Source organism: Propioniciclava sp. MC1683, from assembly GCF_014164675.1.
Lineage (GTDB): Bacteria > Actinomycetota > Actinomycetes > Propionibacteriales > Propionibacteriaceae > Propioniciclava.
In genome coordinates, this window is the sequence record NZ_JACJFX010000005.1 from 54715 (window position 1) to 80214 (window position 25500).

Consider the following 25500-nt stretch of genomic DNA (forward strand, 5'->3'; position numbering starts at 1 on the left):
GTCTCCCACGGTCAGCCGGTGCACTTCTTCTGGTTCTCAGGGCTGGCCGCGCACCACGCGCGCAGCTCGGCCACGGCGGCGTTGTGCTCGTCCAGCGTGTTGGTGAACTTGGTCTCACCGGTGTCGAGGTCCACGGTCACGAAGAACAGCCAGTCGCCCTCGGCCGGGGCCAGGGCCGCCTCCAGCGCGGACCGCTCGGGCGAGCTGATCGGGCCCGGGGGGAGCTTGCCGGCCGTCGACGGGTGGTAGGTGTTGTACGGGCTGTCCAGCGCCCGCTCGGCATCGGTGGTGGCCGCACGACCGGTGGTGTTGTTGGCGTACGCCGTCGTCGCGTCGGACTGCAGGGGCATGCCCTGCTCGAGGCGGTTGTAGAACACCCGGGCGACCATGGCGCGGTCCTCGGCGCTGCGGGCCTCGCGCTCGACGATGCTGGCCATGACCAGCGTCTGGTACGGGTCGCCGAGCGGGGTGGATGCCGCGCGGTTCTCGAAGGCGATCTCGGCCGCCACCTTCTTGAAGTGGTTGACCGGGATCTGCAGCACCGACAGCGCGGTCGGGTCGGCCCCGATCTCGTAGGTCTCGGGGTACAGGAAGCCCTCGGCCTTGCCGCCGGCCCACTCGGGCAGGCCCAGCTCGGCGGGGTCGTCGATGACCGCCTGCAGTTCCTCCTGCGGGATCTTCGTGCGCTCGGAGATCTGCGCCAGGGCCTCGGAGAGGCGCAGCCCCTCGGGGATGCGCATCATGTTGCGCACGATGTTGGCCGGGTCGAGCAGCCGGTCGAAGGCGCTCTGCGCCGAGATCTCGGTGCGGAGGTTGTAGGTGCCCGCCTGGATCCTCGCCGCCTCGTCGGGGCGGCTCCGGGCGTACTTGGTGAAGGTGTCGGCGGACTTCACGACGTTGGCTTCCTGCAGCATGGTCGCCATCTGGCCCATCGTGGAGCCTGCGGGGATCGTGACCTGCACGTCCTCCAGCCCGGCCACGCTGATGTAGTCCTCCTGGGTGCGGAAGTCCATGAAGGCGTCCCAAGCGCGGTTCCCGACGAACCAGCCGCCGCCCACGATCACGGCCAGAGCGACGAGCACGGCCGCCCAACCCTTCATGCGGTGGCGCACCTCCGCCATGTCCCACTGCCCCGTTTCGGGGTCGCGCAGCCTGTCCCGTCGGCGGACCCGGCGAGGCTCGGTCATGTCACACCTTTCCTTCGATTCGCTCCCCGGCCCGCGCGCCGGTGAGGCGTTCGGTGTCGAGCGCGTGGTTCAAGATTGCCACGGCGGCGGCCTGGTCGATCACGGCGCGCTGGGTCTTGGCCGACCTGCCCGCCTCCTGCAGCTGCCGCGTCGCGGACACCGTGGTCATCCGCTCGTCCACCAGGTGCACGGCCACGTCGGGGAACGTGCGCGCCAGCCACCGTGCCTGGCCCCGCGCCTTCGCGGCGGACTCCCCCTCCGCACCCCGCAGGTGGCGGGGCAGGCCGAGGTAGGCCACGACGGGTTCGTACTCTTCCACGATCGCCGACAGGCGGTCGCGCACGACCCGGGCGTCGGACGCCGGCGCGATCGTCTCCACGGGGAAGGCGAGGACGCCGCCGGCATCACACGCCGCGACCCCGATGCGCGCCTGCCCCCAGTCGATGCCGAGCCGGACGCCGCGCAGTGCGTCGTCCGTCATCCGGCCAGGGCGTCGCGGATCGCGGCCAGCGCCGCGTCGGTGCCCGCGGCGTCGGAGCCACCGCCCTGGGCGAGGTCGTCCTTGCCGCCGCCCTTGCCGCCGAGCTGGGCCGCGGCGACGTCGACCAGCTGGCCGGCCTTCGCGCCGGCCGCGCGGGCGGCGTCGGTGGTGGCCACGATCACGACTGGCTTCGCCTCGCCGCCGACCAGCGCGACGACCGCCGGCTGGCTGGACAGCTTGTCGCGCAGGCCCATGGCCAGCGTGCGCAGGTCGCCGCCGCCGACACCGGGCATGGCGCGGGCGACGAGCTTGACCGCACCGACGTCGGTGGCCGAGGCGGCCAGGGCGTCGAGGTTGCCGAGCAGCTGCTGGGTGCGCAGGTCGGCGATCTCCTTCTCGGCCGACTTGAGCTGGGCGAGCAGCTTCTCGACGCGGTCGACGAGCTGGTCGGGCTGGGTCTTGAGCGTGTCGGCCAGGGTGCCGACCAGGGCGCGCTCGGCGGCGAAGCGCGAGAAGGCGTCCCCGCTCACCAGCGCCTCGACGCGGCGGATGCCGGAGCCGATCGAGCCCTCGCCGAGCAGGTTCACCAGCCCGATCTGGGCGGTCGAGCCCACGTGCGTACCACCGCACAGCTCGCGGCTCCAGGCGCCGTTGAGCTCGACCATGCGCACGACGTTGCCGTACTTCTCGCCGAACATGGCCTGGGCGCCGAGCGCCTTGGCCTCGTCCAAGGGCATCTCGCGGTCGGTGACGGCGAAGTTGCCGCGGACCGCCTGGTTCACGATGCCCTCGAGCTCGGCCTTGGCGTCGGTCGAGAGACCGGCCGTGGCATTGAAGTCGAAGCGCAGGTAGCCGGGCTTGTTGTACGAGCCGGCCTGGTGGGTGGTGTCGCCCAGCAGCTGGCGCAGCGCGGCGTTGACGATGTGCGTGGCGGTGTGGGCCTGGCACGCGCCGAGGCGCGCCGCGGCGTCCACCTGCGCCAGCACCTCGGCGCCCGCGGTGAGCTCGCCCTCGTTGACCAGCACCTTGTGCACGACCAGGCCCTGGACGGGACGCTGCACGTCGAGCACGTCGAGCGCCAGGCCGGGCGCAGTGAGGACGCCGGCGTCGGCGTCCTGGCCACCGGCCTCGGCGTAGAACGGGGTCTCGGCCAGCACGACCTCGACGACGTCGCCGGGCTGGGCGGACGGGACGACCGCACCGTCGCGCACGATGCCGCGCACGCGGCTGGGCACGGTCAGGTCGGTGAAGCCGAGGAACGGGGTCTCGCCCGCCTCACGCAGCTGGCGGTAGGCCTCGGTGTTGACCGCGCCGCCCTTCTTGGCGCGGGCGTCGGCCTTGGCGCGGGCCTTCTGCTCACCCATGAGGCGGGTGAACTCGGCGCGGTCGACCTCGAGGCCGGCCTCGGAGGCCATCTCGAGGGTCAGGTCGATCGGGAACCCGTAGGTGTCGTGCAGCTGGAACGCCTGGTCGCCGGCCAGGGTGGTCTGCCCGGCCGCCTTGGCGTTGCGCACCGCGACGTCGAAGATCTGGGTGCCGGAGGCCAGCGTCCGCCGGAAGCTCTCCTCCTCGGCGTACGCGGACGCCGACACGCGGGCCCACTCGCTGGTGACCTCGGGGTAGGACTCCTCCATGAGGCCCTTGCTGATCGGGAGCAGTTCGGGCAGCACCGGGTCGTGCACGCCCAGCAGGCGCATCGCGCGCACGCTGCGGCGCAGCAGGCGGCGCAGGACGTAGCCGCGGGCCTCGTTGCCGGGGGTGACACCGTCGGTCATGAGCATGAGGCCGGAGCGCACGTGGTCGGCCACGACGCGCATGCGCACGTCGTCGTCGTGGTTCGCGCCGTAGCGCTTGCCCGACAGCTCGGCGGCCTTCTCGATGACCGGGAAGATCTGGTCGATCTCGTACATGTTGTCCTTGCCCTGCATCAGGTAGGCAACACGCTCCAGGCCCATGCCGGTGTCGATGTTCGGCTTCGGCAGCGGGCGCAGCACGTCGAAGTCGTCCTTGGCACGGACCGCGGACAGCTCCTGCTGCATGAAGACGAGGTTCCAGATCTCGAGGAAGCGGTCCTCGTCGACGACCGGGCCGCCCTCGGGGCCGTAGGCCGGACCGCGGTCGATGTAGATCTCGGAGCAGGGTCCGCCGGGGCCGGGGACGCCCATGTTCCAGTAGTTGTCCTTCAGGTCGCGGCGCTGGATGCGCTCGTCGGGCAGGCCGACGGACCTCCACAGCGCGACCGCCTCGGCGTCCCCCTCGGGGAAGTCGGGGTGGTGGCCGGGGCCGAGCACGGTGACCCACACCTTGTCGGGGTCGAAGCCGAGCCCGCCGTCGCCGACCGAACCGGTGACCAGCTTCCAGGCGTGCTGGATCGCACCCTCCTTGAAGTAGTCACCGAAGGAGAAGTTGCCGTTCATCTGGAAGAAGGTGCCGTGGCGGGTGGTCTTGCCGACCTCCTCGATGTCGAGGGTGCGCACGCACTTCTGGCAGCTGGTGGCGGTGTCGTAGGGCGCGTCCTCGGCGCCGGTGAAGTAGGACTTGAACGGCACCATGCCGGCGTTGACGAACAGCAGGGTCGGGTCGTTGTAGACCAGCGACGCAGAGGGCACCAGGGTGTGCCCGGCGGCGGTGAAGTGGTCCAGGAACCGGCGCCGGATCTCCGCGGTCTTCATTCCAGTTGTCCTCTTTCGTCCTTGGTGAGCAGGGCCATCAGCTCGGATCGCTTGGCCGCTCGGGCATTGCTGTAGGTCGTGGCGAAGTCGGCGGCCCACGCCTTCGCCGACACTGCGGTCTCCTCGGCGCGGCGCTCGATCTCCTCAGCCATCCCCTCGGGGGTCAGGCGTCGATAGTACTCCCGGCCCTTGATGGTCACGAACGCCGTGGTCGCGACGCCGGCCAGGAACCAGAAGCCGCGGCTCATGCGCTCCTCTTCTCGGCCGGACCCTCGATCTTCGAGGCGATCGCGGTGCGCAGGGCGTGCGAGGTGGACGCCACGGCCACCAGGGGCCGCCCCACGGCGGCGGTCATGATCTTCGACAGGGCCGCGGTGTTCTCCACCACGGTGCTGGCGTGGTTGCTGACGCGGGCGACGTCGGCGGTCACCTTCTCGACCTCGGCGGTCACGTCGCTGATCTTGGCGATCTCCTGGTTGGTGACGGTGACCGTCTCCTTGAGCTCGTTCAGGATCGGGGTCGTCCCGGTGCCCACGTCCTTCACGGCGGTCGCCAGCTCGTCGAGCACCTTGCCCAGCTTGAACAGCGGGATCGCCGCCATGCCCACGAGGAACACGAACGCGATCGCCGCGATGAGCCCGGCAACCTCCCCAACAGTCATGGGTTCGAGCCTAGTGGGTCGCCTCGTCGCGCCCCAGCAGCGACCGGATCGCCGACAACCGCTCGGCGATCTGCGCCTCGTTGCCGTGCGTGGTGGGCTCGTAGTAGCGCGCCTGCGCCAGGTCGTCGGGCAGGTACTGCTGGGCGGCGACCGCGTGCGGGGCGTCGTGGGCGTACTGGTAGCCCTTCCCGTGGCCGAGCGCCTTCGCGCCGGCGTAGTGGGCGTCGCGCAGGTGCAGCGGGACGGGCCCGCCCTTGCCGGCCGCCACGTCGGCCTGGGCCGCGTTGATCGCGGCATAGGAGGCGTTCGACTTGGGAGCGGTGGCGCAGGCGACGACCGCCTGGGCGAGCACGAGGCGTCCCTCGGGCATGCCGATCAGTTGCACGGCCTGGGCCGCCGCCACGCAGGTCTGCAGCACCGAGGGCGCGGCCATGCCGACGTCCTCGCTGGCGAGGATGATCAGGCGCCGGGCGATGAAGCGGGGGTCCTCTCCCCCGGCCAGCATCCGGGCGAGGTAGTGCAGGCCCGCGTCGACATCGGACCCGCGGATCGACTTGATGAACGCGCTGATGACGTCGTAGTGCTGGTCGCCGTCACGGTCGTAACGGACCGCGGCCTTGTCGACGGCGAGTTCGACCGCCTCGGGGGTGATCGTGGTCGAGCCGAGGGCGGACGCCGACGCCGCAGCCTCCTCGAGGTAGGTCAGCGAGCGACGGGCGTCCCCGCCGGCGAGTCGGACCAGCGTGCCCCGGGCGTCGGTGTCGAGGTCGTAGGTGGCGCCCTCGGGGGTCCGCAGCCCGCGCTCGTCGCTGAGCGCACGGTCGAGCAGGGCGTTGACGTCGTCGTCGGTCAGCGGCTTGAGCGTGAGGAGCAGCGAGCGGGACAGCAGGGGCGAGATGACCGAGAAGGACGGGTTCTCGGTGGTGGCCGCGATCAGGGTGACCAAGCGGTTCTCGACGGCGGGCAGCAGGACATCCTGCTGCGCCTTGTTGAAGCGGTGCACCTCGTCGACGAACAGCACCGTCCCGCGGCCGCGGGCGAGCTCGCGCTTGGCGGTGTCCAGCTCGGCGCGGACCTCCTTGACGCCCGCGGTGACGCCCGACAGTTCGACGAAGCGGCGGTTGGTGGCCTGCGAGACCACCGAGGCGATCGTCGTCTTGCCCACCCCGGGCGGACCCCAGAGGAACACCGACATGGGCTGACCGTCGGCGAGGCGCTTCAGCGGCGACCCGGGGCCGAGCAGGTGCTGCTGCCCGACGATCTCGTCCAGGGTCCGGGGGCGCAGGCGCACGGCCAGAGGTACGTCGTCGTGGCCGGCGCTCGACAGGGAGCCGCCCGTGCGCGCCGCGGGGGCGTCGCTGGGGTCGGGGTTGCCGAAGAGGTCCGTCACCCGTCCGACGCTACCGCAACGACCAGTGGCACAATCCCGGGATGGGCACCCTGATGCTGCTGCGCCACGGCGAGACGACCTTCAACGCCGCCCGGGTGTTCACCGGGTTGCTGGACGCCCCGCTCGCCCCGACCGGCGAGGCCCAGGTGGAGGTCGCCGCGGACCTCCTCCGCGCCGAGGGGCTCGTGCCCGACCTCGTGTGGCAGTCGACGATGCTGCGGGCGTCCCGTACGACGGAGCTGCTGCTCGGTCACCTCGCGATGGACCCCGAGGTGCGCTCCACGTGGCGGCTCGTCGAGCGTGCCTACGGCTGCCTGACCAACGTCTCCAAGCACGACGCACGCGAGCGGTTCGGCGAGGAGGCCTTCTTCACGTGGCGCCGCACGCTCAACGGCCGGCCCCCCGCTGCGTCACCCGAACAGGTCGCCGGCTGGCACGACCCGGCCCCGGTCGCCGATCGCGGCCCCTTGGACGCCGGCATCGGCGAGTCGTTGTCGGATGTGATGCTGCGCGTGGAGCCATGGTGGACCGACGAACTCGAACCTGCGCTGGCGGCGGGGCAGACGGTGTTCCTCGTGGCGCACGGCAACACCTTGCGCGCCCTGGCCGCCCTGGTGGCGGGGATGACCGACGAACAGGTCGAGCGGCTCAACATCCCGGCCGGGCACCCGCTCGTCGTGCCCTGGTCCGACGGACGCCTCGGCACCGCCCGCTACCTCGACTCCGACGCCGCCCACGTGGCGGCGGCGATGGTCGCCGCGGAGGGCGGCACCTGACGCCGAGGGCTTGAGTTTTTCGCGCCGAGGGCTTGGGTCTTACGCGCCGAGGGCTTGAGTTTTCAGCGCCGAGGGCTTGAGTTTTCAGCGCCGAGGGCTCCACTCCGGATAAGAAGTAGAGCCCTCGGCAATTAGAAGTAGAGCCCTCGGCAATTAGAAGTAGAGCCCTCGGCAATTAGAAGTAGAGCCCTCGGCGGGATCAGGCCTCCGGCTTCGCCTCGGCTGCGGCCTCGGCGGGCTTCTCGGCCTTCGGCTTGGCGTCGACCCCGGCCTCCTTGCGCTGCTGCGCCGTGATGGACGCCGGCGCCTCGGTCAGCGGGTCGAACCCGCCGCCCGACTTCGGGAACGCGATGACGTCGCGGATGGTGTCGAAGCCGCCGAGCAGCATCACGAGGCGGTCCAGGCCGAAGGCGATGCCGCCGTGGGGCGGGGCGCCGAAGGAGAAGGCCTCGAGCAGGAAGCCAAACTTCTCCTGCGCCTCCTCCTGGGACAGGCCCATGACCTTGAACACGCGCTCCTGCACGTCGCGGCGGTGGATACGGATCGAGCCGCCGCCGATCTCGTTGCCGTTGGCGACGAAGTCGTAGCCGTAGGACAGCGCCGAGCCGGGGTCGGTGTCGAAGGTGTCGAGCGACTCGGGCTTGGGCGAGGTGAACGCGTGGTGCACCGCGGCCCACTTGCCCTCGGCGATGGCGACATCACCGGAGGCGACGGCGTCCTCGCGCAGCTTGAACATGGGGGCGTCCACGACCCACAGGAACGACCAGTCGTCCTCGTCGATCTGGCCGGTGCGGCGTCCGATCTCCAGGCGCGCGGCGCCCAGCAGCTCCTGGGTGGCCTCGCGGGCACCCGCGCCGAAGAAGATCGCGTCGCCCGGCTGGGCGTCCATGGCGGCGGCCAGGCCGTCGCGCTCGGCGTCGGTGATGTTCTTGGCGACCGGCCCGCCGAGGGTGCCGTCCTCGCCGATGGTCACGTAGGCAAGACCCTTGGCGCCGCGCTGCTTGGCCCACTCCTGCCACGCGTCGAACTGGCGACGAGGCTGGGACGCCCCGCCCGGCATGACCACGCCGCCCACGTACGGCGCCTGGAACACGCGGAAGGGCGTGTCGGCGAAGTACGAGGTGAGCTCGCGGATCTTGTTGTCGAACCGCAGGTCGGGCTTGTCGGAGCCGTAGTTGTCCATGGCGTCGTGCCAGGTCATCCGCGGCAGCGGCAGCGACATCTCCACGCCGATCAGGCGCCAGCAGGCCGCCATGACCTCCTCGGCCAGGGCGATCACGTCGTCCTGGTCGACGAAGCTCATCTCGATGTCCAGCTGGGTGAACTCGGGCTGGCGGTCGGCGCGGAAGTCCTCGTCGCGGTAGCAGCGCGCGATCTGGTAGTAGCGCTCCATACCGGCGACCATGAGCAGCTGCTTGAACAGCTGCGGGCTCTGCGGCAGGGCGTACCACTTGCCCGGGTGCAGGCGGGCCGGCACGACGAAGTCGCGGGCGCCCTCGGGGGTCGAGCGGGTGAGGGTTGGGGTCTCGATGTCGTGGAAGTCGCGGCCGTCGAGCACCTCGCGGATCGCGCGCGTGACCTTCGAGCGCAGGACGAGCGCCTCGTGCTGGCGCGGACGCCGCAGGTCGAGGTAGCGGTGCTTGAGGCGGGCGTCCTCACCGACGGTGGTGCGCTCGTCGATCTGGAACGGCAGCGGCGCGGCCGGGTTCAGCACCTCCAGCTCGCGGATCGCGACCTCGACCTCACCGGTGGCGATGTTGGGGTTGACGTTCTCGGGGGTTCGGGCATCGACGACGCCCGTCACCTGGATGCAGAACTCGTTGCGGAGGTCGTGGATCCCGGCGGAGGCCAGGTACTCGTCGCGGACGACCACCTGGCAGATGCCGGAGGCGTCGCGGAGGTCGATGAAGGCCACCCCGCCGTGGTCGCGCCGCTTGGCGACCCATCCGGCGAGGCTGACGGTCTGGCCGACGTGCTCGGACGTGAGCGTCCCGGCCTGGTGCGTGCGCAACATGCTGCGTGATTCCCTTCTTGCCCCCGCATGGACGGTACGGGGCGCGTGGGGGTGATTGTACGCACTGCGGGTGACACCTCCCGACCCGGTGCCCGGTTCGGGGTCGACTGGGGGACATCACCCCTTGTCGTGAGCCACTCGTCGGGTTGCGTGGGGCCCATGAAGAAGACGACAGCCCTCCTCCCCACCGTCCTGGCCGGCGGCCTCCTGCTCGCCGCCTGCACCTCGCCGGCGACTCCCCCGGCCCCAGCCCCCGGCACCGTCAACCCGCCGGCCGCGACGACCACCGCCGATGCCCCGCGCGGTGACACCCCCGCGGACGCCGCCGCCCACAACGCGGCCGGCGAGGCCGCCGTCGCCACCGCCGAGGCCGAGGTGAGTGGCGCCGCGATCCAGCTCGACCATGACGACCAGCGCTGGGAGGTCGAGGTTTTGGTGGGCGACCGTGTCCACGACGTCACGACCGACAACGCCGGCACCGCGGTCACCGAGAGTGACCGTGACGAGGCGGTCGACGGCGATGACGCGCGCCGCGCCGCGGCCGCGACGGTCTCGCTCGTGGACGCGATGAAGACCGCCCTCGAGGCCACCCCGGGCGTGATCGACGACGTCGAGCTCGACGACCGCAACGACGCCGTCGTGTGGGAGGTCACCATCGACACCGCCGACCGCGACGACGTGGACGTCTACGTCGACGCGGTGACGGGCGAGATTCAGGCCTGACGGCCGACGCTCGGGCGCAGGTCGCCGGCCGGCGGCGTCCACGTGGCGGCGTCGGCGGGCACCTGCTCGCCCGAGCGGATGTCCTTGACCGAGTCACCCTCGGCCCCACCGAACCACACGAAGGGGATGCCCCGCCGGTCGGCGTAGCGGATCTGCTTGCCGAACTTGTCGGCCTTGGGCGCGACCTCGGTGGGGATCCCCCGCGCCCGCAGCGCGGCAGCCGTGGCCAGGGCCGTGCCGCGGGTCTCCTCGGCGTCCACCGCGACCAGCACGCAGGTCGGTACCGAGCGGGACGCCACCAGCTCGCCCTTGGCGATGAGCGGGGCCAGGATGCGGGTGACGCCGACGGAGATGCCGACGCCGGGCCACGTGCGCTTGCCGTCGGTGGCCAGCGCGTCGTAGCGCCCGCCCGAGCAGATCGAGCCCAGCGACTCGAAGCCGGCCATCTCGGTCTCGTAGACGGTGCCGGTGTAGTAGTCCAGGCCGCGGGCGATCTTGAGGTCGGCCACGAGGCGCCCGGGCACCGCCGCCTCAGCGGCTTCGACGACCTCGGCGAGGGCGGCCAGGCCCTCGTCGAGCAGCTCGTGCTGGACGCCCAGGGCGCGAACGCGCTCCACGAACGACGTGTCGGGGGTGCAGATCGTCGCCAGCTCCAGGCACTTGGCGGCGGCCTCGGCCGACAGCCCCAGCTCGTCGACGAGCAGGGCCGCCACGGCGTCCGGGCCGATCTTGTCGAGCTTGTCGACGCGCTGCAGGACAGCCATGTGGTCCTCGACCCCGAGGCCGCGGTAGAAGCCCTCGGCGAGCTTGCGGTTGTTCACGTGCATGACCACGGGCGGGACGCCGAACCGGGTGTGCAGCGTCTCCAGCGCCTCGAGCATGACCAGGGCCACCTCGACGTCGTGGTGGCCGGCGAGGGTGTTCTCCCCCACCACGTCGATGTCGGCCTGCACGAACTCGCGGTAGCGGCCCTCCTGCGGGCGCTCGCCGCGCCACACCTTCTGCACCTGGTAGCGCCGGAACGGGAAGGCGAGGTGGCCGGCGTTCTCGAGCACGTAGCGCGCGAAGGGCACGGTGAGGTCGAAGTGCAGGCCGAGGTCATCCCCGGTCTCGCCCTCCGCCGCGTGCAGGCGACGGACGACGTAGACCTCCTTGGTGATCTCGCCCTTGCGGGTCAGGGCGTCCATCGTCTCGACCGCGCGCGTCTCGATGGACGCGAAACCGTGCAGCTCGAACGTCTGCCGCAGCGAGTCGAGGACGGCCTGCTCCACGATCCGCCCGGCGGGCAGGAACTCGGGGAACCCGGACAACGGCTTGGGACGCATGCTCACCTCAGGTAGCTCTCGGTCAGGTAGGAGTTGGTGGCCCGCTCGTGGGCCATCGTGGTCTCGGGCCCGTGCCCCGGCAGCAGGGCGGCGGTGTCGGGCAGCGCCAGGACGACGTCGCGCAGCGAGCGTCGCATGGCCTCGTCGTCGCCGCCGGGCAGGTCGGTGCGCCCGATGGAGCCGGCGAACACCACGTCGCCGGTGAACACGATCTCGGTCAGCTCGGGCGCCTGCGGCACCGGCTCGACCAGGGGCGTGCGCCACAGCAGGCAGCCCGGGCGGTGACCCGGCGCGACCTCGGTGGTGAAGGTCATGCCGGCCAGCTCCAGCGTCTCGCCGCCGACGAGGTCACGCAGGTCGGCGGGCTCGACGTGGTTGACGCCGAACCGGTCGATGATCTCGAGGGCCCACGGCATCAGCAGCGAGGTGTCGAACAGCTCGCGGTCGGACTCGTGCAGGTAGGCCGGGACGCCGTAGTGGTCGGCAACGTCCGCCGCACCGCCCACGTGGTCGGGGTGCCCGTGTGTGAGGACGACCGCCTCGACGGTGAGCCCGTGCTCGGCGACGAGCTCCTTGACCGGCTCGAACGCGTTGACACCGGGGTCGACGACCACGCACCGCCGCCCATCCATCGACAGGATGTAGCAGTTGGCCTGCAGCGGACCGGCCGGGAACGAGGTCAGGAACACGTCCGTTACCTTATCGTCGGCCAGACCGCGCGCGCCGGAGGGGTGTTTTCGTGCAAGATGGAGCCCATGACTGACTCTGCAGGTCCGGCCAGCTTCGGTCGTGTCGACCCCGATGGCACCGTCTACGTGACCACGGGTGAGGGCGAACGGGCGGTCGGTCAGGTTCCCGACGTGTCCCCCGACGAGGCGCTCGCCTTCTTCGTCCGGCGCTACGAGGCCCTCGAGCTGGAGGTGACGCTGCTCGAGCAGCGCCTGAACTCCGGTGCGGTCTCCCCCGACGACGCACGCCACACGATCAAGAACCTGCGCAAGTCGGTGTCCGAGGCCAACGCGGTCGGCGACCTCGCCGCCCTGGAGGCCCGGCTCGAGGCCCTGCAGCCCCGCCTGGCCGAGGCGTCCGAGGCCCGCAAGGCCGAGCGCGCCAAGCAGCACGAGGCCACCCGCGAGGCCAAGGAGGCCATGGTCGGCGAGGCCGAGGCGCTGGCGTCCGGCAACGACTGGCGCGGCGGGGTCAACCGCTTCCGCCAGCTGCTCGAGGACTGGAAGAAGCTCCCCCGCATCGACCGCGCCACCGACGACGCCCTGTGGCACCGGTTCAGCTCAGCCCGAACCACCTACACCCGCCGGCGCAAGGCGCAGTTCGCCGAGCAGTCCGCGCGCTGGGGCGAGGCGAAGGCCGTCAAGGAGCAGATCATCGAGGAGGCCCGCTCGCTGGCCGACTCCACCGACTGGGGCCCCACCTCGGGTGCCTTCCGCGACCTGATGACCCGCTGGAAGGCCGCCGGATCGGCCGCCCGCGAGCACGACGACAAGCTCTGGGCCGAGTTCCGCGGTCTCCAGGACCAGTTCTTCGGCGCCCGCACCGCCGCCCAGAGCGCCCAGGACGAGGAGTTCACCGGCAACCTGGTCGCCAAGGAGGAGCTGCTGGCCAAGGCCGAGGCGAGCATCGTCCCGGTGAAGGACGTGGAGTCGGCGCGCGCCGCCTTCCGCACCTTCCTCGAGGAGTACCACGCCCTCGGCAAGGTCCCCCGTGACTCCATGCGCGGCCTCGACAACCGCGTCCGCGCGATCGAGCAGGCCGTCCGCAAGGCCGAGGAGGACGAGTGGAAGCGCACCGACCCCGAGGCGCGCCAGCGCGCCGAGGAGACGGTCGCCATGCTCAGCGCGGAGATCGACAAACTGGCCGCCAAGGCCGAGAAGGCCGAGGCCCGCGGCGACCAGCAGGCCGCCAAGAAGGCCCAGGACTCGATCGCGACCTACCAGACCTGGCTCGACCAGGCGAAGGCCACCCTGGCCGACTTCACCCGCTGAGGTGCGCTGATCAGCCCGGCTTGACCCGGCTGACCTCGTACACGCCGGGGACGCGCTGCAGGCTCCGCAGCACCATGTCGAGGTGGCGCGGGTCGGGCGTCTGGAACGTCAGCCGCATCGTGAACACGTGGTCCTTGGACGCGTTGGCGCTCACCGACACGATGCTCATGTGCAGGTCGCTCAGCACGCGGGTGACGTCGCTGAGCATGCCACCGCGGTCGATGCCCTCGAGCTGTACGGCGACCAGGAACGCCGCGTCGGCGGTCGGCGACCAGGAGACCGGAACGATCCGCTCGGGGTAGCGCTTCAGCGACCCGACGTTGGTGCAGTCGACGCGGTGCACCGAGATGCCCTCGCTCCGCGTGACGAAGCCCAGGATGTCGTCGCCGGGCACCGGCAGGCAGCACTTGGCGAGCTTCGTGTACATGTCGGGGTCGCCGTCCACGACGACACCGGAGTGGTCACGCGGCAGCTTGCGCATCGGCTTGAGCAGCAGCGCCTCGTCGACGAGGGACGCCTCGGCCGCGGCCTCGCCGCCCCCGACCGTCTCGACCAGCTGGTGCACCACGGCCTGCGGCCCGACCGAGCCCTCACCGATGGCGGCGAACAGGCTGGGCACGTCGGAGACGTGGAAGTGCTGGACCAAGCCGGCGAGCACCTCCGGGGTGAGCAGGCGCTGGGCCACCGAGGCCCGGCGCATCTGCTTGGTGAGCATGTCCTTGCCCTGCTCGATGGCCTCGTCGCGGCGCTCGCGGGTGAAGTGCTGGCGTATCTTCGACCGGGCCCGCGGAGTCTTGACGAAGCCCAGCCAGTCACGGCTGGGCCCGGCGTTGGCGGCCTTCGAGGTGATGATGTCGACGCTCATGCCCATTTCCAGGGCCGAGTCCAGCGGCACGAGCTTGCCGTTGACGCGGGCGCCGATGCAGCGGTGGCCGACCTCGGTGTGGATGGCGTAGGCGAAGTCGACCGGGGTCGACCCGGCGGGCAGCGAGATCACGTCGCCCTTGGGGCTGAACACGAAGACCTCGTTCTTGGCGATCTCCTCGGTGAAGGTGTCGAGGAACTCCCCGGAGTCCTCGGTCTCCTTCTGCCACTCCGAGATCGACTGCACCCAGTTGATCTGGTCGCCGGCGCTGCGCCCCTCCTTGTACCGCCAGTGCGCGGCCACGCCGAACTCGGCCTGCCGGTGCATGTCGTGGGTGCGGATCTGAAGCTCCACCGGCTTGCCGCCGGGACCCAGCACCGTCGTGTGCAGCGACTGGTAGAGGTTGAACTTCGGCATCGCGATGTAGTCCTTGAACCGCCCGGGCAGGGGGCGCCAGCGGGCGTGCAGCACGCCCAGGACGTCGTAGCACTCGCGCTTGGTGTCGACCAGGATGCGCAGGCCGACCAGGTCGTAGATGTCGTAGAAGTCCCGGCCGCGGACCATCATCTTCTGGTAGATCGAGTAGTAGTGCTTGGGCCGGCCGTACACCGTGGCCTTGATCTTGTTCTCGGCCAGGTCTTCCTTGACCTGGTTCACCACCGTGCCCAGGTACTGGTCGCGCAGCGGGGCGCGCTCGGCGACGAGCTTGACGATCTCGGAGTAGATCTTGGGCTCGATGACCGAGAACGAGAGGTCCTCCAGCTCCCACTTGATCGCGTTCATGCCCAGGCGGTGCGCCAGCGGGGCGTAGATCTCGAGGGTGTCGCGGGCGATGCGGATCTGCTTGTCCTGGCGCAGCGAGGTGATCGTGCGCATGTTGTGCAGCCGGTCGCCCAGCTTGATCACCAGCACCCGGATGTCGCGGGCCATCGCGACGACCATCTTGCGGATGGTCTCGGCCTTGGCCGACTCGCCGTAGACCATCTTGTCCAGCTTGGTGACCCCGTCGACCATCGTGGCGACTTCCTCGCCGAAGTCGGCGGTCAGCTGGGCCAGCGTGTAGCCGGTGTCCTCCACCGTGTCGTGGAGCAGGGCCGCGCAGATCGTCGGCTCGGTCAGCCCCAGGCCGGCCAGGATGGTCGCCACGGCGAGGGGGTGCGTGATGTAGGAGTCGCCGCTCTTGCGGGTCTGCCCGTCGTGGTAGTGCTCGGCGGTGCGGTAGGCGCGCTCGATGACCGCGGTGTCGACCTTGGCGTGGTGCTGGCGCATCGCCGCGAACAGCGGGTCGAGGGCCGCCGAGGTGGAGGGTTTCTGCGAACCCAGCAGCGCCAGCATCCGGCGCACGCTGCGGCGCGGCTGGTCGGGCGCGGCGGGCAGGGGCGACGGGGCGTCCGGCAGCGCGGGCACGCGCGGGTCGTACGCCTGCGTCCCCGCAGTCTGGTTCGTGGCCTCACTCACGGTGTGCCCCCTCCCCCCATCGACGGTGGCGCCGAGTCTACCGCTGGCGCGTCCGACGGCTGGGGCGGACCACGACCAGCTCGTCGCCGGTCTTCAGCGTGGCCACGCTGGGGTCGAAGAAGCGGCGCAGCAGGCCGCCGCGCACGACGCCGAGGACGCGCTCGCCCACGATGTCCTGCGTGCTGTGGCCGACCTCGTCGGGGGCCACCAGGCGCTGGGCGATGTCGAGGCCCTCGCCGTAGGACAGCAGGTCCTCCATCGTGGCGCCCAGGTCGGGGCTGACGGCGGAGAGGCCGATGAGGCGACCCACGGCGTCCGAGCTCGTGATGACGCCGTCGGCGCCGCTCTGCCGCAGCAGCGACACGTTGTCGGCGGCCCGGACCGCCGCGACGATGTGCGCGTGCGGGTTCAGCTGGCGGGCCGTCAGCGTGGCCAGGATCGCCGTGTCGTCGCGGTTGACGGTGATCACGATGTGCTTGGCCTTGGGCACCTCGGCGCGCCGCAGCAGCTCGCGCGAGGTCGCGTCGCCCAGGAAGGCGGCCAGCCCGTTGCGGTTGGCCTCGTCGACGGCGGCCTGGCTGCCGTCGACCACGACGATCCGGTCGGACTCGGCGCCGTTGCGCAGCAGGGTGTTCAGCGCGCTGCGGCCCATGGTGCCGTAGCCGAGCACGACGGTGTGGTTGCGCATCTTCTTCCTCCAGCGGGTGTCGATCATCGCGCGGCGACCCTCGTTGGCGAGCACCTCGAGGGTGGTGCCGACCAACAGGATCAGGAACGCGATGCGCAGGGGTGTGACCAGCAGGGCGTTCAGCAGGCGGGCGTGGTCGGAGACCGGGGTGATGTCGCCGTACCCGGTCGTCGTGACGGTGACCGTCGCGTAGTACAGCGCGTCGATGAAGCTGACGCCGTCCCCGTTGACGTTGTCGGCGTAGCTCTCGTGGTCCAGCCACACGATCAACGTGTTGAGCAGGACGATGCCCACCGCCAGCAGCGCCCGCCGGACGAGCTCGCGGAACGGGTCCGCCGCCACCGTCGGCAGGCTGACGAGGGCCTGGTAGCCCCACAGCGACTGCGACGACCGCTCGGCCATGGCTACACCGTGACGACCGCGGAGAGGGTGTCGGCGCCCAGTTCGGTGAGCTTCTCGCGGCCGTCGAGGAAGCCCAGTTCCATGAGCACCGCGACGTGGACCAGCTCGGCCCCCTGGCGCTTGATCAGGGCCGCCGTCGCGCCGACGGTGCCGCCGGTGGCGAGGACGTCGTCGATGACCATGACGCGCGCGCCGGGCCACAGGGCGTCGGTGTGGATCGTCAGCGTCTCGTGCCCGTACTCGAGGGCGAAGCTCTGCTCGTCGACCGCGCCGGGCAGCTTGCCCGGCTTGCGGACCGGCACGAACCCGGCGCCCAGCTTGAGCGCCACCGGGGCGGCGAAGATGAACCCGCGCGCCTCCATGCCCACGACGATGTCGATGGGGCCGGGGGCCAGCGCGACCAGCTCGTCGACGGCTGCCTCGAAGCCCTTCGGGCTGGCCAGCAGCGGGGTGATGTCCTTGAACACCACGCCGGGCTTGGGCCAGTCGGGGACGTCGCGGATCAGCTCGAGGATGAGCTCCTGGTTCGCGTTCATCGGCCGTCCTTCCGGCGCTCGGAGCGGGTGCTGCGGTGGGGCTGGTTGCGCGGGCCGAGGTCCTCGGCCCGGACGGCGCCGAGGGTGGCCGCGTCGACCGGCGGGGCGTCCGTCGTGGAGAGCAGCGGGGCGCCCGCGGTGGCGGGCAGCGTGCTGGCGGCGGGGACCGGCTGCTCCTTCTTCGTGCCCCGCTTGGCGACGCGCTTGTTGTGGGCGATGATCTCGGGCTCGCGCTCGCGCATCTGGACGAACATCGGCGCGGCCAGGAACAGCGACGAGTACGCCCCGGCGATCATGCCGACGAACATGGCCAGGCCGAGGTCCTTCAGCGGGCCGGTGCCCAGGATGAACACGCCGGCGGCCAGCAGCGCGGCCACGGGCAGGACACCGATGATCGTGGTGTTGATCGAGCGCACGAGCACCTGGTTGATCGCCAGGTTGGACGCCGTGGCCAGCGTGCGGGACTGCTTGGTGATGTCGGTGGTGTTGTCGCGCACCTTGTCGAACACGACGACCGTGTCGTACAGCGAGTAGCCGAGGATCGTCAGCACGCCGATCAGGGTCGCCGGGGTGAAGGCGAACTGCAGGATCGCGTACACGCCGATGGTGACGATCAGGTCGTGCAGCAGGGCGATGAGGGCTGCCGCCGACATCTTCCAGTTGCGGAAGTAGATCGCGATCATCAGCGCGACGAGGCTGAGGAACACGACGAGCGCGATCAGGCCCTGCTGGGTGATCTGCTGGCCCCAGTTCGGCCCGATGAGGTTGTTGGTGACCTCCTCGTTGGCGACCCCGGCACGTTCGGCCAGGAACGAGGTCATCTGGTTGATCTCCTCGGCGCCCAGGGCGCGCACCTGGATGCGCACCTGGTTGTCGCCCACGGAGTTGACCTTGACCTCGCCGAGCTCGGGCAGCCCGCTCTCGTCCTGCACCGCGTTGCGGTAGTCGTCGACGGTGGTCGAGGTGACCTGGGTCGGCACCGTGAACTCGGAGCCGCCGGTGAAGTCGATCGACAGGTTGAGGCCGCGCAGCCCGATGGCGGCGAGGCAGATCGCGACGATGACCGCCGAGACGATGTACCACTGCTTGCGCTTGCCGACGAAGTCGTAGCTCAGGTCACCGGTGTAGAGCCGGTGGGCGAGGCTGGCCTTCCGCTCGCTCATCACACCTCCTGGGGGGCGGTCGCGCGGAGGCGACGGATCGGGGACCGGCGCTGGGCGCCCATGTGCTCGGGCTCGAAGCCCGAGAACCGGCGGCCCTCGCCGAAGTACTTGGTGCGCCCGAGCAGCGTGACCAGCGGCTTGGTGAACCAGAAGACGATCGCGATGTCGATCAGGGTCGTCAGGCCCAGGGTGAACGCGAAGCCCTTCACCGAACCGATGGCCAGCGCGAACAGGACGACCGCCGACAGCAGCGATACCGCGTCGGCGATCAGGATCGTCTTGCGCGAGCCGATCCAGCCGGTCTCGATCGCCGTGCGCAGCGAGCGGCCCTCGCGGACCTCGTCACGGATGCGTTCGAAGAAGATGATGAACGAGTCGGCCGTCATGCCGATGGCCACGATCGCGCCGGCGATGCCGGGCAGGTTCAGGGCGAAGCCCATGCCCTCACCGAGCAGCACCATGATCTGGTAGGTCAGCACGGCGGCCAGCGCGAGCGAGCCGATGACCACGATCGACAGGGCGCGGTAGTAGACCACCGAGTAGATCAGCACCAGGCCGATGCCGATGAGGCCGGCGATGATGCCGGCGCGCAGCTGCTCGCCACCCAGCGTCGGGGAGACGTTGGAGACCTCGGAGAGGTCGAACGACAGCGGCAGCGAGCCGTACTTGAGCACGTTGGCCAGGTCGGTGGCGCTCTGCTGGGTGAAGTTGCCCTCGATCTGGGCCTGCCCGCCGGGAATCGGGCCCGACAGGCGCGGGTAGGTGACGACGGCACCGTCGAGGACGATCGCGAAGGTGTTCTGCGGCTCGGGCTTCTGGGCCAGGGCGCCGGTGACCTTCTCGAAGATCGCCGCGCCCTCGGGGTTCAGGGACAGCTGGACGATCCAGTTCACGCTGGCCTGCGGGATGCCGGCGCTGGCGTTGGTCAGCATCTTGCCGTCGATGACCGCCGGGTAGAGCAGGAACTTGGTGACGTTCTCGCGGTCGCAGGTGATCAGCACCTGGTCGGGCACGTCGGGGAACGGCTGGCCGCACTCGTAGGCCTGGAAGTCGGCCAGGTCGCGCTCAGTGGGCTGCCAGGCCAGCACCTCGTCGGTCGTGGGCTGCGGGTTGGCCGCCACGGTCGGGCGCGGCTCGGGCGGGGGCAGCGGGAGGCCGCCACCGGTCGAGGGGCCTGCCATCTCCACGGCGTACACCGGGCGGAAGTACAGCTGGGCGGTCTGGCCGACCATCTCCTGCAGCTGGGCCGGGGCGACGTTCGGCACCGAGACGGTGACCTGGTTGTTGCCGACGACCGCGACCTCGGACTCACCGACGCCGATCGAGTCGACCCGCTGCTGGATGATCGTGCGCGCCTGTTCCAGGCTGGCCTGGTCGACCGCGCCGCTGCCGGTGGTGTTGCGCGCCGTCAGCGTGATGGTCGTGCCGCCACGCAGGTCGAGGCCCAGCTTGGGCGTCCACGTGTTGGCCAGGGCCATGATGCCGAACAGCGCCGCGACGACGGCGAAGAAGATGATGAGGGTGCGCAGGGGACGCTGCTTGTGCCTGCTCTCGGTTGCCACGGGACTCCGGCTCTCGAACGGTGGTGCGGGGGGATCAGTTGGTGCGGGTGTCGGGGTCGACGGGCCGCTCGGGGTCGAAGGTGTCGAACGTCTCGAAGCCGGACGCCTCGGGCGCGGCCTCGTCGGCCCCGTCCTCGTCGTCGTACTCGAACTCCTCCTCGTCGGCGGTGACCGTGCGCATGATCGCCTGCTTCAGGACGGTCATCTCCACCCCGGGGGAGATCTCGATCACGGCGGTGCGCTCCCCCACCTCGCGGACCGTGGCCAGCACGCCCGCGGTGGTCATCACGCGGGTGCCCGGGCCGAGGGCCCGGACCATCTCCTGCTGCGCCTTCTGCTTGCGCTGCGCGGGACGGATCAGGAGCAGCCAGAACGCCAGGCCCATGACGGCGAACATGAGCAGGGTCGACAGCATCGAGTTGTCAGCAGGCATCGGGACACAAACCTCTTCGGTGGACGAACGCGAGGCACACCGTACGGCACCCCACCAAGGGGCAACCTTACCGCCTCAGTCGTCGCTGTCGCTGAAGAGGTCCGCGCGTGCCGCGGGCACGCTGAGGCCCAGGTGCCGGTACGCCCGGGGCGTGGCGACCCGACCGCGGGGCGTCCGCATCAGGAAGCCCTGCCGGATGAGGTACGGCTCGGCGACCTCCTCGACGGTCTCGGTCTCCTCCCCCACGCTCATCGCCAGCGTCGACAGCCCGACCGGGCCGCCGCCGAAGCGGGAGCAGACGGCCTCGAGGACGGCGCGGTCGAGGCGGTCCAGGCCCAGTTCGTCGACCTCGTACAGCTCGAGGGCGGCGGCAGCCACCTGCGGGGTGATCCGTCCGGACGCCTTCACCAGCGCGTAGTCGCGCACGCGGCGCAGCAGGCGGTTGGCGATGCGGGGCGTGCCTCGGCTGCGGCCGGCGATGACCTCGGCCGAGGCGGTGTCGATCCGGACGCCGAGCAGGGCCGCGCTGCGGCTGACGATGCCGACGAGGTCGGCGGCGTCGTAGTAGTCCAGCTGGCCGGTGAAGCCGAACCGGTCGCGCAGCGGGCCGGGCAGCAGCCCGGCGCGTGTGGTGGCGCCGACGAGGGTGAACCGCGGGATCTCCAGCGGGATCTCGGTGGCTCCGGGGCCCTTGCCGACGATGACGTCGACGCGGAAGTCCTCCATGGCCAGGTAGAGCATCTCTTCGGCCGGGCGGCTCATGCGGTGGATCTCGTCGAGGAAGAAGACCTCCCCCTCGGCGAGCCCGGACAGGATCGCGGCGAGGTCGCCGGCGTGCTGGATGGCCGGGCCCGAGCTGATCCGCAGCGGCGTGCCCAGCTCGTTGGCGATGATCATGGCCAGCGTCGTCTTGCCCAGCCCGGGCGGGCCGGACAACAGGACGTGGTCGGGCACCGCGCCGCGGTGCTGTGCGGCGGCCAGCACGAGGCCGAGCTGCTCGCTCACGCGGGGCTGGCCCCGGAACTCGGCCAGCGACGGCGGGCGCAGGGCACCCTCGGCAGCCTGGTCGTCGACGTGGGCGTTCGGGTCGAGCGGGTCGTCGGAGAGCTTCGCCATCACTTCGCCAGACTCCGCAGGGCGGCGCGCATGAGATCGCCGATCCCGATGGTCTCGTCGGCCTCGCGCAGGTGGGCCACGCGGTCGACCGCGGCCGCGGCGTCCTTGCTGCCCCAGCCGAGGGACTCCAGGCCGGAGGCCACCTGCTCGCGCCAGTCGCCGGGTTGCGGCAGCGAGGGGCGGGAGCCACCGAGGTTGGGGATGGCGCCGAGCGCGTTCACCTTGTCCTTCAGCTCGATGACCATCTTCTGCGCGCCCTTGGGGCCGATGCCGGGCACCCGGGTCAGCGCGGCGATGTTGCCCTGGCTGATTGCGGCGCGCAGGTCGTCGGGCGGCAGCACCGACACGACCGCCTGCGCGATCTTGGGGCCGATGCCGGAGGCCGACTGCACGAGCTCGAACGCGTCGCGCTCGTCCGCGTCGGAGAACCCGTACAGGGTCAGCGAGTCCTCCCGCACCACCAGCGAGGTGTGCAGCGTCGCGGACTCCCCCACCCGCACCGCGGCGACGGTGGCCGGGGTGCACAGCGCGCGCACCCCGAAGCCGCTCAGGTCGAGCACCACCCACGTGCCGCCGACGGCGGTCACCGTGCCGGTGAGTCGGTCGATCATGCCAGTCTCCTCTGCGCGGCGCGGGCGCGGGCCAGGGCCCGCCCCATCGCCAGGTCGCGGCGCACCTGCGCCTCGTTGATGCGCGCGATGGCCGGCGCCCGCCACAGGTGGCAGATCGCCAGGGCCACCGCGTCGGCCGCGTCGGCGGGCCGGGGCGGGGCGTCCAGCTTCAGGATGCGCATGACCATCTGGCCGACCTGCGCCTTGTCGGCGCGGCCGTTGCCCGTGATGGAGGCCTTCACCTCGCTCGGCGTGTGCTGGGCCACGCTCAGGCCCGCCCGCGTGCCGACGAGCAGCACCACACCCGAGGCCTGCGCGGTGCCGATGATCGTGCTCACGTCGCGGCGCGCGAAGACGCGCTCCACCGCGATCGCGTCGGGCCGGTACTCGGCCAGGTACTGCACGAGGCTGCGCTCGAGGCCGGCCAGGCGCTGCCCCGTCTCCATCTCGGCCGGGGTGCGCACGACATCGGCCAGGAGCAGGGACGGCGTGCGCCCGAGGTCGCCCTCGATGATCCCCACCCCACACCGGGTGAGGCCGGGGTCGATCCCGAGCACGCGCATGCCACTCCTGAGCCTGGAAGTCCGAACGTCTGTTCGGATCCTAGCCTCAGGCGTCGAGCGACTCGAGGATTTCGTCCGGCACGTCCTCATTGCTGTACACGGCCTCGACGTCGTCGACGTCCTCGATCGCGTCCAGCAGCTTGAACAGCTTCTCGGCCGCCTCCTTGGAGTCGACCGCCTGCTCGAACTGCGGGCGGAACTCGAGGTCGGCCGACTCATAGTCGAGCCCGGCGTCCTGGACCGCCTTGCGGACCGCGACCAGGTTGGTCGGGTCGCACACGATCTTGAAGACGTCGCCCTCGTCGACGATGTCCTCGGGCTCGGCGTCGAGGGTGGCCTCGAGCAGGTCGTCCTCGGTGACGACCCTGTCGGCCGCCTTCTTGTCGGCGGCCGGCTGGGTCTTCTTGACCTCGACGACGCCCTTGCGGTCGAAGACGCGCGCGACCGAGCCCATGTCGGCGACCGTGCCGCCGTTGCGGGTGATCGCGACCTTGACGTCGGACGCCGAGCGGTTGCGGTTGTCGGTCAGCACCTGGATCAGGATCGCCACGCCCGCGGCGCCGTACGCCTCGTAGGTGATCTCGTCGTAGGCGACGGCGTCGGCGCCCTCGCCCGAACCCCGCTTGACCGCGCGGTCGATGTTGTCGTTGGGGACCGAGTTCTTCTTCGCCTTCTGGATGGCGTCGTACAGGGTCGGGTTCCCGCCGGGGTCCCCACCGCCCATGCGCGCGGCGACCTCGATCTTCTTGATCAGGTTCGCGAACAGCTTGCCGCGCTTGGCGTCCAGTGCCGCCTTCTTGTGCTTCGTGGTGGCCCACTTGGAATGCCCTGCCATGGGTCTCCTTCGCCTCGTTCGTCCTCAGGTCCGTCGTCCATCCTATCGTGACCGGGCCGCTACCCTTCCGCACGTGAGCGAGCGCCTGTGGACCCCGAGCTTCGTCGGGCTGTCGTTCGCCGGGTTCTTCAACTCGATGATCTTCTACCTGCTCGTCCCGGCGATGGCCGGCCACGCGGTCGACTCCTTCGGCGCCACCCCGGTTGAGGCCGGGGCGCTGGCGTCCATCTTCTTCGTGGGCGCGCTGCTGGCGCGCCTGTTCGGCGGCTGGCTCACCGACCGGTTCGGCCCGCGCCACGTCGCCCTCGCCGCGTCAGCGTTCTACGTGGTCACGACCGCCGGATACCTCGTGGCGCCGGGGCTGTGGGTGATGATGGGCGTCCGCCTGCTCAACGGCATCGGCTTCGGCCTGCTGGGCTCGGCCCTCGTCGGCGGCGTGATGATGACCCTGCCCGCCGGACGCCGCGCCGAGGGGGCCGGCTGGTTCTCGGCCGGCATCTCGATCGCCATCGGCTTCGGACCCTGGCTCGCGCTGACGCTGCTCGGCGTCGCCGGGATGCGGTGGGTCTTCGTCGCGGCCCTGGTGGCCGCGGTGCTGACGCTGGTGTTGCTGGTGGTCTTCCGCCGCGGCCTGCCGGGGCGGCCGGACGGGACCCTGGCCCTGCCGCCGTTCTCGCTGCGCACGCTGCTGGACTCCCGCGCCATGGGCATGGGCGTGGTGATCGGCCTGAGCGGGTTCGCCTACTCCTCCATCCTCGCCTTCCTCGACCCGGCCACCCGGGACACGCCCCTGGCCCCGGCCGCGGCGTGGTTCTTCCTCACCTACGCGCTCGTCGTGCTCGTCGCCCGGCCCGCCGCCGGACGGGCACAGGACCTCCTCGGCGAGGGCCGCGTGATCGCCCCCGCCCTGCTCGGCTTCGCGGTCGCGATGGGCGTGGTGGCCAGCGCGCAGGCGGGCTGGTGGCTGCTCGCCGGCGCCGCTGCGCTCGGCCTCACCTGGGGCACCATGACAACCGGGGGGCAGGCGGCCATCGTGAGCCGGGTGCCGCGCGACCGCACGGGCGCCGCCGTCGCCACGCACTTCTTCATGCTCGACGCAGGCACGGGCGTGGGCCCGATCCTGTTCGGGTTCTTGGTGCCGACGATCGGCTACCGCGGCGTCTTCTGGGTGGGGGCGGGCCTGGCGCTGCTCGCGCTCCCGGTCTACCTGCGCGACCTGTCCACACACCGCAGGCGGGGCGGCTCGGCACGCCACGGTTAGAGTGACCGCGTGGCAGTGCACATCCTCTCCTCGCACACGCACCCGCGGCTGGCCTCCCCGGTCGACCACCAGTGCTACGCCGGCCGGCACGGGTACGGGTACCTGTTCGACGTCACCCCGTACCCGGTGGCGAGCCCCTACGACCAGAAGCTGCACGCCATCCTGCGCGCGCTCGACGGCATGCCCGACGATGACGTCCTCGTCTGGATCGACGACGACGCGTACTTCATGCAGCTCGACCGGCCGCTGGACGAGTGGTTCCCCGCCGGCGTCCTGGCCGGGCGGCGTTGGACACCCCGTTCGAGGACGTCCGCGCGTGGTGGGACGAGTCCGTGCACGGGAACGTCTGCATCGAGCACGGCGACCAGGAGCGCATCCTGTACCAGATCGACCGGCTCGGGCTCGTCGACCGGGTGACCTACCACCCCGCCGAGGCCTTCAACGCCCGCATTCACCAGTTCGCCGACCGCCCAGACGAGCACTTCGTCTGCCACGCCGCCTCGCACCCCCACAAGCCGGACTTCCTCGCCGAGGTCCGGGGCCGGTTCGACCTCGACCCCTACCCCCTCCCGCCCGGGGCGGCATCCGGCGCCAACACCGCTGGCCTGTTCGCGAGCACCGACGGGCTGCTCGGTCCGCGAGAGGAACCCCGACCCGACCCAGACCCCGAGCCGGAGCCCGAGCCGCGTCGGCTCTCGCCCCTGCGGCGCGTGCGCGGCTGGCTGGGCTCGCTGCTCGCCGTCGCCCTGGTCACCACGGGGCTGCTGGTCCCGGCCAC

The 25500-nt window shown here is 71.1% G+C and carries 24 protein-coding genes; 5 read left to right on the forward strand and 19 right to left on the reverse strand.

What is annotated here, in order from left to right; genetic code table 11:
• Positions 1-11 precede the first annotated feature (11 nt).
• Genes mltG through H5397_RS04365 form a run of 6 tightly spaced genes read right to left on the reverse strand, consistent with a single transcriptional unit; the run spans position 12 to position 6391 of the window.
• Positions 12-1187 (reverse strand): endolytic transglycosylase MltG, encoded by a 1176-nt coding sequence (gene mltG, locus H5397_RS04340; RefSeq protein ID WP_182815093.1) that lies wholly within the window; start codon positions 1185-1187, stop codon positions 12-14.
• A gap of 1 nt (position 1188) precedes the next feature.
• Positions 1189-1668, reverse strand: coding sequence for a Holliday junction resolvase RuvX (ruvX, locus tag H5397_RS04345; protein WP_182815094.1), 480 nt, complete (start codon positions 1666-1668; stop codon positions 1189-1191).
• Positions 1665-4340: an alanine--tRNA ligase gene (gene alaS, locus H5397_RS04350; protein ID WP_182815095.1), complete on the reverse strand. Its 2676-nt coding sequence runs from the start codon at positions 4338-4340 to the stop codon at positions 1665-1667. The genes ruvX and alaS overlap by 4 nt, the downstream gene beginning before the upstream one ends.
• Positions 4337-4588 (reverse strand): hypothetical protein, encoded by a 252-nt coding sequence (locus H5397_RS04355; RefSeq protein ID WP_182815096.1) that lies wholly within the window; start codon positions 4586-4588, stop codon positions 4337-4339. The genes alaS and H5397_RS04355 overlap by 4 nt, the downstream gene beginning before the upstream one ends.
• Positions 4585-5001 carry a DUF948 domain-containing protein gene (locus H5397_RS04360; protein ID WP_182815097.1) on the reverse strand — a complete coding sequence of 139 codons (417 nt, stop codon included), beginning with the start codon at positions 4999-5001 and terminating at the stop codon, positions 4585-4587. The genes H5397_RS04355 and H5397_RS04360 overlap by 4 nt, the downstream gene beginning before the upstream one ends.
• Before the next feature lie 10 nt (positions 5002-5011).
• Positions 5012-6391, reverse strand: a complete 1380-nt coding sequence (locus H5397_RS04365; RefSeq protein ID WP_182815098.1) for a replication-associated recombination protein A — start codon at positions 6389-6391, stop codon at positions 5012-5014.
• A 41-nt stretch (positions 6392-6432) separates the two neighbouring features.
• On the opposite strand from H5397_RS04365, the gene H5397_RS04370 reads away from it, so the two are divergent.
• The gene (locus H5397_RS04370; protein ID WP_182815099.1) at positions 6433-7167 is read left to right on the forward strand and encodes a 2,3-bisphosphoglycerate-dependent phosphoglycerate mutase; all 735 of its coding nucleotides are present in this window, start codon (positions 6433-6435) and stop codon (positions 7165-7167) included.
• Positions 7168-7366: 199 nt separating this feature from the next.
• Here H5397_RS04370 and aspS read toward each other — a convergent pair whose 3' ends face one another.
• Positions 7367-9181, reverse strand: coding sequence for an aspartate--tRNA ligase (gene aspS, locus H5397_RS04375; protein ID WP_182815100.1), 1815 nt, complete (start codon positions 9179-9181; stop codon positions 7367-7369).
• Positions 9182-9340: 159 nt separating this feature from the next.
• Here aspS and H5397_RS04380 point away from each other — a divergent pair, with 159 nt between their 5' ends.
• Positions 9341-9904, forward strand: a complete 564-nt coding sequence (locus tag H5397_RS04380; RefSeq protein WP_182815101.1) for a PepSY domain-containing protein — start codon at positions 9341-9343, stop codon at positions 9902-9904.
• Here H5397_RS04380 and hisS read toward each other — a convergent pair.
• Positions 9895-11229, reverse strand: a complete 1335-nt coding sequence (hisS, locus tag H5397_RS04385) for a histidine--tRNA ligase (RefSeq protein ID WP_182815102.1) — start codon at positions 11227-11229, stop codon at positions 9895-9897. The two genes, H5397_RS04380 and hisS, sit on opposite strands and share 10 nt — an antisense overlap.
• 2 nt (positions 11230-11231) lie before the next feature.
• Positions 11232-11918 (reverse strand): MBL fold metallo-hydrolase, encoded by a 687-nt coding sequence (locus H5397_RS04390; RefSeq protein WP_182815103.1) that lies wholly within the window; start codon positions 11916-11918, stop codon positions 11232-11234.
• Positions 11919-11930: 12 nt separating this feature from the next.
• On the opposite strand from H5397_RS04390, the gene H5397_RS04395 reads away from it, so the two are divergent.
• On the forward strand, positions 11931-13229 hold the full coding sequence (locus tag H5397_RS04395; protein WP_375539408.1) for a DUF349 domain-containing protein: 1299 nt from the start codon (positions 11931-11933) through the stop codon (positions 13227-13229).
• A 10-nt stretch (positions 13230-13239) separates the two neighbouring features.
• Here H5397_RS04395 and H5397_RS04400 read toward each other — a convergent pair whose 3' ends face one another.
• The 10 genes from H5397_RS04400 to H5397_RS04445 all read right to left on the reverse strand — a co-directional run bounded on the left by H5397_RS04400 (position 13240) and on the right by H5397_RS04445 (position 23461).
• Positions 13240-15429 (reverse strand): bifunctional (p)ppGpp synthetase/guanosine-3',5'-bis(diphosphate) 3'-pyrophosphohydrolase, encoded by a 2190-nt coding sequence (locus H5397_RS04400; RefSeq protein WP_182815271.1) that lies wholly within the window; start codon positions 15427-15429, stop codon positions 13240-13242.
• Positions 15430-15589: 160 nt separating this feature from the next.
• Complete coding sequence (locus H5397_RS04405; RefSeq protein WP_182815105.1) at positions 15590-16642, reverse strand: TrkA family potassium uptake protein; 1053 nt, start codon at positions 16640-16642, stop codon at positions 15590-15592.
• Positions 16643-16644: 2 nt separating this feature from the next.
• Positions 16645-17178: an adenine phosphoribosyltransferase gene (locus H5397_RS04410; RefSeq protein ID WP_182815106.1), complete on the reverse strand. Its 534-nt coding sequence runs from the start codon at positions 17176-17178 to the stop codon at positions 16645-16647.
• The gene (gene secF, locus H5397_RS04415) at positions 17175-18341 is read right to left on the reverse strand and encodes a protein translocase subunit SecF (RefSeq protein ID WP_182815107.1); all 1167 of its coding nucleotides are present in this window, start codon (positions 18339-18341) and stop codon (positions 17175-17177) included. Before secF ends, H5397_RS04410 begins: the two co-directional genes overlap by 4 nt.
• The gene (gene secD, locus H5397_RS04420) at positions 18341-19903 is read right to left on the reverse strand and encodes a protein translocase subunit SecD (RefSeq protein WP_182815108.1); all 1563 of its coding nucleotides are present in this window, start codon (positions 19901-19903) and stop codon (positions 18341-18343) included. Before secD ends, secF begins: the two co-directional genes overlap by 1 nt.
• 34 nt (positions 19904-19937) lie before the next feature.
• Entirely contained in the window at positions 19938-20336 is a 399-nt protein-coding gene (gene yajC, locus H5397_RS04425; RefSeq protein ID WP_182815109.1) for a preprotein translocase subunit YajC, read from the reverse strand.
• A gap of 75 nt (positions 20337-20411) precedes the next feature.
• The gene (gene ruvB, locus H5397_RS04430) at positions 20412-21452 is read right to left on the reverse strand and encodes a Holliday junction branch migration DNA helicase RuvB (protein ID WP_182815110.1); all 1041 of its coding nucleotides are present in this window, start codon (positions 21450-21452) and stop codon (positions 20412-20414) included.
• A complete protein-coding gene (gene ruvA, locus H5397_RS04435) occupies positions 21452-22063 on the reverse strand; it encodes a Holliday junction branch migration protein RuvA (protein WP_182815111.1) in 612 nt (203 codons plus the stop codon). The genes ruvB and ruvA overlap by 1 nt, the downstream gene beginning before the upstream one ends.
• Positions 22060-22626 carry a crossover junction endodeoxyribonuclease RuvC gene (gene ruvC / locus H5397_RS04440; RefSeq protein WP_182815112.1) on the reverse strand — a complete coding sequence of 189 codons (567 nt, stop codon included), beginning with the start codon at positions 22624-22626 and terminating at the stop codon, positions 22060-22062. Before ruvC ends, ruvA begins: the two co-directional genes overlap by 4 nt.
• A gap of 46 nt (positions 22627-22672) precedes the next feature.
• Positions 22673-23461 carry a YebC/PmpR family DNA-binding transcriptional regulator gene (locus tag H5397_RS04445; RefSeq protein ID WP_182815113.1) on the reverse strand — a complete coding sequence of 263 codons (789 nt, stop codon included), beginning with the start codon at positions 23459-23461 and terminating at the stop codon, positions 22673-22675.
• Between the two features lie 73 nt (positions 23462-23534).
• Here H5397_RS04445 and H5397_RS04450 point away from each other — a divergent pair, with 73 nt between their 5' ends.
• A complete protein-coding gene (locus H5397_RS04450) occupies positions 23535-24722 on the forward strand; it encodes an MFS transporter (RefSeq protein ID WP_182815114.1) in 1188 nt (395 codons plus the stop codon).
• A 9-nt stretch (positions 24723-24731) separates the two neighbouring features.
• Positions 24732-25139 carry a hypothetical protein gene (locus H5397_RS04455; RefSeq protein ID WP_182815115.1) on the forward strand — a complete coding sequence of 136 codons (408 nt, stop codon included), beginning with the start codon at positions 24732-24734 and terminating at the stop codon, positions 25137-25139.
• The last annotated feature ends 361 nt before the right edge of the window (positions 25140-25500 follow it).